At 43.9% G+C, this 11846-nt stretch carries 15 protein-coding genes; 6 read left to right on the top strand and 9 right to left on the bottom strand.

The features are described from left to right. Positions 1–24: 24 nt before the first annotated feature. Positions 25–828, bottom strand: coding sequence for a DUF5677 domain-containing protein (locus NI466_RS05100; protein ID WP_005245874.1), 804 nt, complete (start codon positions 826–828; stop codon positions 25–27). A gap of 198 nt (positions 829–1026) precedes the next feature. Between NI466_RS05100 and NI466_RS05095 the strand changes: the two genes are divergently transcribed. Both NI466_RS05095 and NI466_RS05090 read left to right on the top strand, forming a co-directional pair. Then, positions 1027–1416, top strand: coding sequence for a hypothetical protein (locus NI466_RS05095; RefSeq protein WP_253172961.1), 390 nt, complete (start codon positions 1027–1029; stop codon positions 1414–1416). Positions 1417–1645: 229 nt separating this feature from the next. After that, positions 1646–2119, top strand: coding sequence for a hypothetical protein (locus tag NI466_RS05090; protein WP_253172959.1), 474 nt, complete (start codon positions 1646–1648; stop codon positions 2117–2119). A gap of 65 nt (positions 2120–2184) precedes the next feature. On the opposite strand, the gene NI466_RS05085 is transcribed toward NI466_RS05090, so the two are convergent. From NI466_RS05085 to NI466_RS05075, 3 genes are all read right to left on the bottom strand, one after another. Next, positions 2185–3141, bottom strand: a complete 957-nt coding sequence (locus tag NI466_RS05085; RefSeq protein ID WP_253172958.1) for a 2-hydroxyacid dehydrogenase — start codon at positions 3139–3141, stop codon at positions 2185–2187. 89 nt (positions 3142–3230) lie between these two features. Further along, positions 3231–3428, bottom strand: a complete 198-nt coding sequence (locus NI466_RS05080) for a hypothetical protein (protein ID WP_253172956.1) — start codon at positions 3426–3428, stop codon at positions 3231–3233. A gap of 125 nt (positions 3429–3553) precedes the next feature. Beyond that, positions 3554–4825: a hypothetical protein gene (locus NI466_RS05075; protein WP_253172954.1), complete on the bottom strand. Its 1272-nt coding sequence runs from the start codon at positions 4823–4825 to the stop codon at positions 3554–3556. A gap of 113 nt (positions 4826–4938) precedes the next feature. Here NI466_RS05075 and NI466_RS05070 point away from each other — a divergent pair, with 113 nt between their 5' ends. Next, entirely contained in the window at positions 4939–5715 is a 777-nt protein-coding gene (locus NI466_RS05070; protein ID WP_253172952.1) for a class I SAM-dependent methyltransferase, read from the top strand. A gap of 15 nt (positions 5716–5730) precedes the next feature. Then, entirely contained in the window at positions 5731–6318 is a 588-nt protein-coding gene (locus NI466_RS05065; protein WP_253172951.1) for a hypothetical protein, read from the top strand. A 150-nt stretch (positions 6319–6468) separates the two neighbouring features. Here NI466_RS05065 and NI466_RS05060 read toward each other — a convergent pair whose 3' ends face one another. Together NI466_RS05060 and NI466_RS05055 are read right to left on the bottom strand one after the other, a co-directional pair. Next, entirely contained in the window at positions 6469–7668 is a 1200-nt protein-coding gene (locus tag NI466_RS05060; RefSeq protein ID WP_071850469.1) for a TIGR03862 family flavoprotein, read from the bottom strand. A 4-nt stretch (positions 7669–7672) separates the two neighbouring features. Then, positions 7673–8317 (bottom strand): class I SAM-dependent methyltransferase, encoded by a 645-nt coding sequence (locus tag NI466_RS05055; protein ID WP_171260756.1) that lies wholly within the window; start codon positions 8315–8317, stop codon positions 7673–7675. Positions 8318–8401: 84 nt separating this feature from the next. Here NI466_RS05055 and NI466_RS05050 point away from each other — a divergent pair, with 84 nt between their 5' ends. Together NI466_RS05050 and NI466_RS05045 are read left to right on the top strand one after the other, a co-directional pair. Next, positions 8402–8575 (top strand): DNA gyrase inhibitor YacG, encoded by a 174-nt coding sequence (locus tag NI466_RS05050; RefSeq protein ID WP_005245864.1) that lies wholly within the window; start codon positions 8402–8404, stop codon positions 8573–8575. 174 nt (positions 8576–8749) lie between these two features. Continuing rightward, positions 8750–8932, top strand: a complete 183-nt coding sequence (locus tag NI466_RS05045; RefSeq protein WP_004278555.1) for a hypothetical protein — start codon at positions 8750–8752, stop codon at positions 8930–8932. Between the two features lie 40 nt (positions 8933–8972). Here the strand turns inward: NI466_RS05045 and NI466_RS05040 are convergent, their stop codons facing one another. The 3 genes from NI466_RS05040 to NI466_RS05030 all read right to left on the bottom strand — a co-directional run bounded on the left by NI466_RS05040 (position 8973) and on the right by NI466_RS05030 (position 11747). After that, positions 8973–9617 carry an MBL fold metallo-hydrolase gene (locus NI466_RS05040; RefSeq protein ID WP_071850471.1) on the bottom strand — a complete coding sequence of 215 codons (645 nt, stop codon included), beginning with the start codon at positions 9615–9617 and terminating at the stop codon, positions 8973–8975. A gap of 22 nt (positions 9618–9639) precedes the next feature. Then, positions 9640–10653, bottom strand: a complete 1014-nt coding sequence (gene hemH / locus NI466_RS05035) for a ferrochelatase (RefSeq protein ID WP_253172949.1) — start codon at positions 10651–10653, stop codon at positions 9640–9642. 65 nt (positions 10654–10718) lie between these two features. Then, a complete protein-coding gene (locus NI466_RS05030; RefSeq protein ID WP_004278558.1) occupies positions 10719–11747 on the bottom strand; it encodes a DUF4062 domain-containing protein in 1029 nt (342 codons plus the stop codon). Positions 11748–11846: the final 99 nt, after the last annotated feature.

Raw genomic sequence — 11846 nt, 5'->3', positions numbered from 1 at the left:
TTCTGATTTATTAAAAAACCCGCTTTAGAGCGGGTTTTTTAATTCGAGAAGATCTTTATCTTGCTTGTTTAATTTGTCATATAAATCAGGGAAAATTTCTAACATATTATTAATAGCTAATTTCAAATATCCTTCAGCTAAACCTAAAGCATATGCAGAATATATCTCCTCTATTGGTGTCTTTACTCCAGTTCCTCGGTCTGGTTCAAACATTTTATAGAACCCCATTGGAAAACTATGGGTATAAGTAGATAATAGTTGGTAATTTACTTTAAATGCTGATTTTGAATTTCCGATTTTGTGTTCAATTTCTTCTCGACTGAGAAAAAAAGCAGTAGCCCCCTTTAAAAAATGCCGTTGTTGTTTCTCTTCTAAGTTTTGAAAATATTTAGTACTAGTTAATTCTTTAATCAATTGGTCTTTTAAGTCTATATCCGGTTCTTCTTTACCAATTTCTTTAAATAATTTTTCTCTAGCTATAAAATCATGATAATTAAAAAGCTTTTTTCTAGCTAATGCTTCATCTTCTGAGATTTTATCAATACAAAGATAAAAAAATGTTTGATAGCACTCCATTAAATTTCTAGCTAAAGTAAATGCTGAATTAAAATCCCAATGTGAATTATATTTCTTGCCAGTATCCAAATCTGCTAATTTTTTTAAAGAGATCGAAGTAACACAAATTTTTGTAAAAAGGATAGAGGCCCATCCTTTTCTATAATCTACTAATCTTCCAGCTACACTTTTTGAAATTTTGATTGCTAAACTTGTATACTTTACATACGTATTAAATTGTTTATGAAATTTTAATTCATCGATATTATTCATTCGCTATGCTCTTTATCCAATTTCTATAATTAAAAAATATACTTTAAGTGCCTCATTTTCATATTTCAGAAAAATTCCAAAGATGAAAATAATAAAATTTCAAAAGCTCGCTTTTAAGCTAAGCCAGACAAATACTATAGGCATATCCCTATATATTTCATATACTCAACCTAACAACACTCAACAAGAAAGAATCATATGAAATTTAAAACACTCATTCTGACTGGTCTTGCGAGTATCGCAGTTACAGCTTGTACATCTGCACCCAAAATCCCACAGCTTCAGGTTGGCGTCTTACAGGAAGTCCAAAACCTCGAAGTGATTCCAGCCACGACCAACAACAAGGCCAAACTGACCAAATTCCTCGACAAATGCGTGATTGAATTTACCGGCGATATCGGCAATAACCGTGTCATTGAACAATGGTCATTTAAAGGCATGACTCTAATCGATGCCGGCTCAGCGACTTTCCAGCGCGACGGTACTAGCACTGCACAAAAATTTGACCTGCACGATGCAAGTGTACAAAAGAACTTTGTCAGCTTACGCGAACATTTCGCCAAAGATGCGCTGACACAATGTGACTAAAAAAAATCGCCCTGTTTAAGTATAAGAACAGGGCTTTTATTTTGCTAAAACTCAATTCGCCCCTTCATCTGATTTCTACTGCCCTTTCTTTAAAAATTACAATATTCCGGCACAGATCAACCTGAAAGGCCTGCACTCTTCACAGGATATTCATTGTTTTTGACTAATTATCCGTTACACTAAAAAACAAACTCAGACCGCACTTAGACGAATTCGAGGTCGATCCATAATGAATATCAAAACCCCAATTATTTTAATGACTGCTTTAATGCTTTCGGTTCCAGCATTCGCACAAACCACGACTCAGTCTGTTAAACCGGTTAAGCCTTATGGTGAAAATCCGAACATGCTGCATGTGTTTGCCTATAAAGCACAGGAAGGCGTGATTAATACCGCCGAGAAAGTCGGTGAAGCAACGGAAAAAGGTATTGCCAAAATCAAGCCAGGAGTAGACCGTGCCTGGAGTAATACCAAGTCTGCAACCTCGGATACACTGCAAAAAGTAGATCAGGGTGCAACTCAGGCAGCCCAGCAAACCGGTCAGAAAATCCAGCAGACCAAAGAAGTCTGGCGCGGTAATTCACAACAAGCACCTATCGTGCAGCAGCCTTTAAGCCAGTCGAGTGCGACGCAAAACCCAAATACACCACAGACTCAACCCCAGTCAGGATCAGCTACCAGTTATGCGGTAACCGATTTATAAAAAAAGCCCGTGATGGGCTTTTTTAATTTTTAGAAAATAAAACTATTACCTTGTATCGACGCGATCTATGAATTGACCTGTCGAATCGGCTGACCCTGTTTAAATGCTGCTACATTTTCGACCATTTGATCCACAATCCGTTGTCTTGCATCGACACTGCCCCAGGCATTATGCGGTGTCACAATCAGGTTGGGAATCGTTGAATCAAGTAGTACATTGCCCTGTTTCGGTGGCTCTACCGTGAGTACATCCGTCGCTGCACCGGCAATCTTGCCTGCACGCAGAGCCTCAACCAATGCCGCTTCATCAACAATTCCGCCACGCGCACAGTTAATTAAAAATGCACTGCTTTTCATTGCATCCAGTTCAGCATGACTGATTAAATGGTGGGTATCTTCAGTGAGTGGACAATGCAAAGTTAAAAAATCGACTTGAGGAAGCAGCTCGGCAAATGGCACACGGGATGCATCCGCCGGACGATTTGGCAGCGCGGCAATAAGCACTTTCATGCCAAAGGCCTCGGCCAGTTTTGCCACCGCATGGCCCAGTTCGCCATAACCCACAATGCCCAATGTTTTTCCGGCCAGCTCGACAATTGGCGCATCCAGCAAACAGAACTGACTGGCTTTTTGCCATTCGCCTTGTTCTAATGCACGTTGATAAGACAGGAATGAAGTCGCCAGATTGAGCATCAACATGATGGTATGCTGCGCGACTGCCGAAGTGCCATAAGCCTGACAGTTACACACGACGATCCCTTGCGCTTTGGCCGCCTCAAGGTCGACATTATTGGTGCCAGTTGCAGAGATTAAAATGAGTTTGAGTTGAGGGCATTGCTGAATCGTAGCTGCATCGATCATCACCTTATTCGTAATGATGACATCGAAACCAGCTACACGGGATGCAATCTCGGCAGCCGAGGTCGCCGGATACAAAACCAGTGAATCAAATACTGCATGCAGTGCCTGAAAGTCCAAATCCTGCTGGTCTAAAGAAGCATAGTCTAAATAAACGGCTTTCATGGCTGTTCCCTCAATCCTGTTTGACAATTTATGTCTGTCATTTAAAACAAGTCATTGAGGCTTTTCAACCTGTTTCCAGCCTGATGCAATTAATCCAGCGGTTTATCCATATGATTACGTAGTGACTTGCGAATTCGATACACCACATACACAGACAGAATAATCATAAAGATGATGGACGCACTGACCATGATCACTGCAGGATGCACAGTTTCTGCATGCGCCAGATTGGGTAGAACCAAACCGAAGATAAAACATACATGCATCATCCGAGTCGCTTGCATCATAGAGATCCCCTTCTTCGTTTCAACCATCGGGAACGATATAATTGGTTTATTATTTATACCGCTTATCTCTATATTATGCCAAGCTCATCACAAGTCAAGTAATTGTTTTTTATAAAAATTTTTAGTTAATTTATCTCACTGTGCGTCACAAACTGCGTATTTTTGTCACTATCGTCGATAAAAGCAGCAGCACCATACTCATTGGTACTCAGATTCAGCTGCTTATAGCTAAACATATAAAAATCGCTATAACGCTTCATTAAAATCGGGTGCATACCCAGACTGAGCTCATCCTGTTCCTTGATCAGTTTCATGATATGCCGGTCATTCATCACCACCAAATAACGTTCATCATTCAGATTAATACTCAATAAACCATTACCTTTGGCATAAATCGGAATCAGAAATTTATGGTTCAGGGCAATTGCACCTTCTGCATAACTTTCGATTTTATGGCTGATGACATTAAATACCAGACCATGTCCATAGTGGTCCAATAACAGCTGACGATTTTCCTGCGGCAAATTCACATGAATGCCCAGTTTGAGCAGGTCATGCTGATCAACCTGTTTATTGCGTAACAGTTCCCGCAAAATCACCTGTTTCTGGCTGGCATCAAAAAACTGGTTATCCAGTTGCAGATCGTTATTTTTCAGAATGTGTCCCAAAGCCATGCGGTGTCGTGGCAAGACATTTTCAATCACCTTGCGATAATAGAACTTGCTGTTTTTCTTGACCCGGCGCATTTTCTGATAGAAATAGCTTGGCTCATATTCATGCACCAAAAAGTCATAGAGCAATTCGGAACTGGCCAAAACTGCGATCGCATCATGTCCGGTAAAAGGTAAATGCAGCACATGATGATGCGGAATCAGCGCCTCTAATTTCAGATAATGGGCACGATCTTCGGCACAGTAAGGATCATAGACAATAATATATTCGCAGGTGTTGTCGATATCTTCGGCTGCAACCCGCATATTTGTATTCAGCTCTGGCTGATAGAACATGTTATAACGGGCATCATGTACATCTTCCGGATCAATCGAATATTGCGGCACCATCGCCACCACCCGTTGCACGCCCAAGGCACGGGAATATTTGATCGCGGCATAGCCACCCATCGAACCGCCATACGCAATACGCTGCTGAAACGGCGCAATCAGATCTGCGATGGCTTGCAACATGTTCCACATGGAACCTTGCGGAAACCAGGATTTATGCTTGGGCATAATACCAAGCACATTAAACTCGAATTTCGCCAGTGACTTTTCTGCATTGATGTTGAGGCCCTTGGCACGGGTAATCAAATCGCCAAATGAAAAAATCAGTTCTGAAGAAGATCCCGGCATAAAAATCGCGCGTATATGTTCATCTTCAAAAACAATCTGCTTGTCCATAACTTTCCCATGCTGGTAAATCGAACCCTTCCACAACAATTCAGTCAATGAACGCTGTCAAAAAAGTGAATATGCTATTTTATATCGATCAAAAAGATTAAAAAGCGCAAAATATGACACAATCATTACATCCTGCAGCAAAACGGGGTTTTAGTGCGTCGGCTGAGCTCTATCAGCAAGTGCGTCCCGATTATCCGGCAGAAATCAGCCAGTGGCTGAGTGAAACGCTGGCTTTGCCTGCAGATGCGCATCTTTTGGATTTGGGCAGCGGCACCGGCAAGTTTATCCCCTATTTACGCCCGCTCAGTAAGCACATTATCGCGATTGATCCTGTCCCGGAAATGCTGGCTCAATTACAACAGGCGCATCCGGACATTCATACTCTTGAAGGCGTTAGCCATCAACTTCCCCTGCCTGATCATAGCCTGAATGCGGTATTTTGTGCACAGTCATTTCACTGGTTTGCCGATTCTGCTACCTTACAAGAATTAGATCGGGTACTCAAACCGCAGGGTTATCTGGTGTTAATTTGGAATCAGCGCGATACTCGGATCGACTGGGTTCAGGCCTTGGCCGATTGTATTGCCCCCTTGGAAGGCGATACGCCGCGCTATCATAGCGGCACCTGGCGCGAGGTCTTTGCACAGCAAACGCTATTTCAGCCCTATGCAGAAACCACAATGACCCAGCAACAGCATGGCATTGTCGAGCAGGTGGTATCCAAGCGGCTGCTCTCGACTAGTTTTATTGCAGCCATGCCTGAACAGCAGCAGGCACAGTTAAAACAACAATTTGAACAGATCATCCAGCAATATACAGCCAAAAGCGCAGAGGAAATGATCGATTTTCCTTATGTCACCCATATCTATGTGTTCAAGAAAAGTAATTAAAAACAGGAGGCGATCATGCATAAAATACCAGGAATGACACAAACGCTGTTGTTCGCTGCGGCCATGCTGCTGATGGCATGTGACCAGAAAACGACCGAAACTCCGACTGAAGCGACAACAGATAATACGGCTTCAGATCAAGTCATGCAGGAACTGAAAACCGAGCCACTGAAAGACTTCCCTAAAACTGCTGATGATCCGCATGATATTGCTGCATTGACAGATTATGAACAGCGCTTTCAGGAAATGAGCAGCGACTTGGAAAAAGAATTAAACAGCATGCGCGATGATGAAAATATGACAGAAGAATTTGTCCAGCAACGTCAGCGTGATCATGTCCAGTCAGCATTGAATATGTTGAAGGCTTTAGAACTGAAAACCGAACAGGGCCGTTATATTCAGGGCTTAATGTATCAATACTGGGAACATCAGGACAAATTACTCAATACTCCCAAGACTCAAGCTACACCCGTGAATGAAGCCAGTGAGAATGTCAAAGGTCTAGGGAAATATCTACACGCCCAAGAACAACTGGAACGCTGGCGTTCGCAATATCCGGATCTCGCCAAGAAAGAACCAGCTTCCCGGCAAGTGAAGGAATAGTCTAGGATGCTAGATTGGCACACAGCTTAGATAAAATACAAAAATAATCTAAGCTGAACTGGCAGCTTTAAAACAGCGTGAATGAACAAGGCCGGATCTGTTGAGTCTGCATTCAGTATAAATACTAGATCATCCTAGCTATAAAATGACTTAATCTGCTGTCAGAAACTGATGCACACCTTCACCCGCTGCACGCCCTGTGGCAAAACAGGCTGTCAGTAGATAACCGCCGGTCGGTGCATCCCAGTCCAGCATTTCTCCGCAAAGAAATACATGTGGGTTAGATTTCAATTGTAGCTGTTCTGACAACACTTCACGCTTGACACCACCTGCACAGCTAATCGCCTCTTCAATCGGGCGGAAACCTGTGAGTGGAAGGGTCAAATGTTTAATTTTTTTGGCTAATTCAGCAGCATCTTGCCATACCGCTTTGGCTACCAATTCCCGTACTAAGGCCGCCTTGGCACCGTCCAATCCAGCTTTACGCCAGACATTAGTTAAAGACTGCTTCTTACTTGGCTGTAATTTTTGCGCAAGCTGTTCCATGCTTTGATTTGGGAAGAGGTCCAGATGCAGCTGCATCGGCTGCCCCTGTTTTAGTTGCTCGCGTAAACCCCGACCCTGCTTATAGATCAGGCCACTTTCCAGACCGTAATGGCTAATTACGATATCGCCAACGGTCTTTTCACCTTGCCCTAACCATGCTGCAACACGTTTCAGCGGCTGACCAAAGACTGGCTGCATAAATCGAGACCAGGGATATTCCACTCCGGCATTACTGGCCTGGAAAGGCTCAATTTCATCCGGCTTTAACCAGGCTTGCCATGCACCATCACTACCCAACGCTGACCAAGACACTGCACCACAAGCCAGAATAATGGCATCAAAATATTCAGTACGATGTTCATTATTTTTCAGATCACGCAGCTCAAGCTGTTGCTGCTGCAACTGGCTGACTTTATGCCGGTAATGAAACTGAACGCCATCATTGGCCAAACGCTTGAGCCAGGCACGCAACAAGGGCGCGGCTTTCATTTCAGTCGGGAATACCCGGCCAGACGAACCGATATAAGGTTCTATACCGAGCTGTTTCATCCAGTCTTGAATCCAGAGCGCATCCCACTGTTTGATCCAAGGTGACAACCACTCCACCTGATCATAACGTTGTACAAACTGTGGCACAGGCTCGGCATGAGAAATATTCAGACCAGTTTTGCCCGCCATCAGGAATTTACGCGCAGCAGACGGTTTTTGCTCATAGACACGCAGCTCATAATCAAACTGACTGAGCACTTCTGCTGCCATTAAGCCTGCGGGGCCTGCGCCCACAATAGCAATGCGTTTGCTCATCTGATTATTCCGAGACGGTGGCATTCTGCCCTTGCAAAGGCTGGAAATCATCAAAACGTGTCACATAAGTTTCAGGCTTGCTGATGATCAGTTGCTGGCATAATTCGCCGCGTTCCAGATATTTAATTTCAAAATGGGTGCGCGCCGAATCTGCAGCAATCACTTCTTTGACAAAAGGCAGCTTCCAGAGCTCTCGCACCTGTATTTCTGCTTCTTCGATATAGGCAGGAATATTACTGGCCAAAGTAATCGTTCCCCCGGTTTTCAGGCGTGAAAGCAGAAACTCAAAAAATGGCATATTGACCCAGCGCTGTGCCGGATTATGCGGTTCAGGATTTGGATATAAAATAAAGAATTGTTCTACCTGCTGCGGATACAGTGCATGCACGATCCACGGTAAAGCATCGGCATGAACGGTTTGTAAATTAGTTTGACCCTCAACCGCATGCTGTTTTTGCATCGCCAGAAATTTTTCACGGGTACGTTCAATTGCAATCAGTTGAGTGTCGGGATTGTTCTTGCTGAATAACAAGGCATGTTTACCTTTACCCGCTCCCACTTCGACGCAGACCGGTTCAGGACTGATGCTTTGAAAATCACGGGGCGCATGCATACGCTGTGCTTGAAATTGACGAATCGGCATAATCAGATCAAACTAATAAAAACCGCATAAGTCTAACAAGTGCGGCTATATTTGCCTAATCGAACCTTTATTTTTCTTTGGAGTCGTCCCATGCCTACCACTTTAAACTGTCCACGCTGTGGCAAGCTGACCACTTGGGAAGATAATGATTACCGTCCTTTTTGTTCAGAACGTTGCAAGATGATTGATCTGGGTGCCTGGGCCAATGAGGAATATAGTTTGCCTACCCAGGATGCACCACAAGCCGACAACAGCGAAGAATAAAGGTCTTCCCTGTCGAAAATTCTGTCTGAAAGCAGAATCTTGTCGAAATTAAGTAAATAAATCATATGAATTTTATAAAATTACTTAGATAAAGCAACACGAATTAACATCTTTCATAAAGCCTTAGTATTATTGTTCTACTCTAAATTTTCACATTATTTTTAGAGCAATAATATGGGTTATATTATTTTAAGAGTCATATTAATTGGGGTTGGTCTACTCGCACTTCTTTCGTTGGGAGTCGGCATTTTCCAACAAGATAGTTTATTTATTGTATTGGGTGTGCTTTTTGCTTTTGCCGCTTGGCTCATACACATGCAAACGCGACAACTTCGCAATAATCCCTTTTCAGAATAAAAATAAAAGACCAAACTATATTGGTCTTTTATTTACGCTTTTAACCCGCTTTACCTGCAACAAAAGGATTATGCTGCTTTTCAAAACCAATGGTGCTGATCGGTCCATGTCCTGAAATGAATTGGGTTTCATCTGGCAGGCTGAAACATTCTCGCTGAATTGAATCTAAGAGCTGTTGATGGTTGCCACGCGGGAAATCAGTCCGGCCAATCGAGCCTTTAAACAATACATCCCCTGTCCATAACAAGTCATAATTTTTGTTATAGAACATCACGTGACCCGGCGTATGTCCCGGGGCAAAACGCACTTCAAATTCTTCATTGCCAAGGGTGAGCACTTCACCGCCTTCCAGCCACTGGGTCACTTCGACTTTTTCCGGGATCGGGAAGCCATAACGTGCAGAGACTTCCTGGATCATGTCGAGCCAGAATGCATCTTCCTTATGTGGTCCGATTACTGGTATATCCCAAGCCTTTTTTAACGCGCCCACAGCACCCGCATGATCCAGATGGCCATGGGTCAGCCATAAGGCTTTAACCGTTAAACCTAGCGCGTCAACTTCAGCTTTCAGTTTTTCAGGTTCGCCCCCTGCATCAATCAAAATGGCTTCTTTAGTGTCCGCATCCCAAACGATGGAACAGTTTTGCTGAAATGCAGTAACTGGAACAATTTTGACTTGTAACATGGGGTGAAAAACCTCGGGCAAGTTAATGGGCAAGTATCTGTGTCAATGCATCCAGATTAGCCTGTAGCAGACTGTTGAGCAATCGCAAATGATCTTCACGGCTATTTAATGCCGGAATATAACTATAGCTTTCACCGCCGAGTGCTTTAAAAGTCTCGGCATTTTCGATTGCCAGCTCTTCAAGCGTTTCCAGACAGTCCGCGGAAAATGCCGGACTCATTACTTGAATTGATTTCACCCCCTGCTTCGCCCAATCTTCAAGCAAAACATCGGTATAGGGCTTGATCCATTCCTGCTTGCCAAAACGTGACTGGAAGCTAATGGCATATTGATCTTCGCTTAAACCAAGGGTTTTAGCTAACAGCTTGCCCGTGATGCGGCAACGGTCGGCATAAGGATCACCTTTATCGGCATAGGGCTGTGGAATGCCGTGGAAAGACATTAACAATTTCTCTGGCTGACCATGAATTGCCTGATAGTCACGTACACTTTGAGCCAGCGACTGGATAAATAAAGGATGTTGATAATAATCCCGGATCACTGTCAAACCGGGTAAATTGCGCTGTTTCACCACCCATTTCGCCACTGCATCGTATAGAGGTGCGGTCGAAGTGGCAGAATATTGTGGAAACAAGGGAAATAGAATCACGTGTTCCTGTGGCTGCGCTGAGACCTGTGCCAAGACATCCTGAATATTCGGATTGCCGTAGGTCATTGCAGGTACCACATTCAGTTCAAACTGCGGATAAAGCTGGGTGAGATGCGTCTTGACTGCTGCGACCTGCTCAAACAGAATTTCACGCATCGGCGAATCCTGTCCCCATACTTGCGCATAGGCCTGTGATACCCGCTTTGGACGGAAAGGCAAAATGAATAAGCGCAGAATGATTTGCCAGATCGGTTTGGGAATTTCAATCACACGCTGATCAGATAAAAACTGCTTGAGGAAACGGCGTACCGCTGGAATCGTAGGCTCATCTGGTGTGCCCAAGTTTGCCAATATAATCGTCACTTTCGCTTTAGCAGGAGAATACATTCAGTTCGTCCGTCAGGATATCAACCCCTGTACTTTAACAGCTTTTTATTTATTCTCTCTATGGATTAATACGCTGACTTATATTGAAAAGTGCGATCTAAATCCAGCAAGCTGCTGTCCAGCAACTTCTGTGCTTTTGGCGTGATCTGCCACAGCATGCGCTGTCGGTCATCACGACCGGATGGCACAATCCAGTCATTCTGGCGCATTTGAATTTTTAAACTATGCAAGGCACGGATATTCATCTGGGCACGCGCAACTGCATGCGCACGCGGCATCTGCACCCGTGCATCCTGCAAACCGGTTTCATTCAGATATTCATTCATGCGCTTCGAGAAAAATTCCTCAGGGGTCGGATTGACAAAGGTTGAACCCAGCAACGCCAACAATTGTGCCCAAGTCAGTTTTTTCTGGACTTTAATTTCCTTGAAGTTACCATCCTGATAGGCATGCATCCGGTATTCAAAAGAAAAAACTTCATGCATCGCCACTTTGGGTAAACTCAGGAATGGATCAACTTCTGCAGTTCCGCCATCACGTTCCAGTTGAGCCACTTTAGCTTTAAGCTGGTCAATTTCGTCATGCAGCGCCTGGGTATTTTGTGGACGCACCCAGCCGGTCACCGGATATCGCTCCAGCATTTGCGGCATATTAAAACGTACTGCCATTTCCAGATCACGCAGGCTGCGGTAAGTAAAGACCTGATCGACTTCCTGCTGTAATAACTGACGGAATTCCTTAAATTTTTCCTGTAATTCCGGTTTGGCATCATGCAATGCACTTTCACGTGATGCCGGATCATCATGCATAAACACAATAATCGGTTTTTGCTTGGTCACTGCATAAATATATTCGAGATGCATATAGCCAACACCCGATACCGACTGCTCTCCATACTGGCTTCCCAGCAGAATCACGACATAATCACAGTCATCAATCTGGCGGCGTGCAAATGCAGTATTCAGCGGTGTACGCTGTTCCAGTCCCCACGAGAAAAACCCCATTCCTACCAGTGTTTGAGACAGAATGATACGCTCCGGTTGCATTTCTGCCCCAGAGGTTGAGATGAACACTTGGTACCGTTTATCCAGCATGGGCTATCCTCTTCTCCTGTACATTTGGGTAAAAAATGCATCATCACATGCTTCTTTACCCAATATGGCCACCCCACAATCAAAATATCTTTCTTCTTA

It is taken from the genome of Acinetobacter lwoffii (assembly GCF_024129595.1).
Taxonomy (GTDB): domain Bacteria; phylum Pseudomonadota; class Gammaproteobacteria; order Pseudomonadales; family Moraxellaceae; genus Acinetobacter; species Acinetobacter lwoffii_O.
The sequence above is the reverse complement of the archived record's forward strand: the minus strand, read 5'-3'. Positions and strand labels throughout refer to the sequence as shown.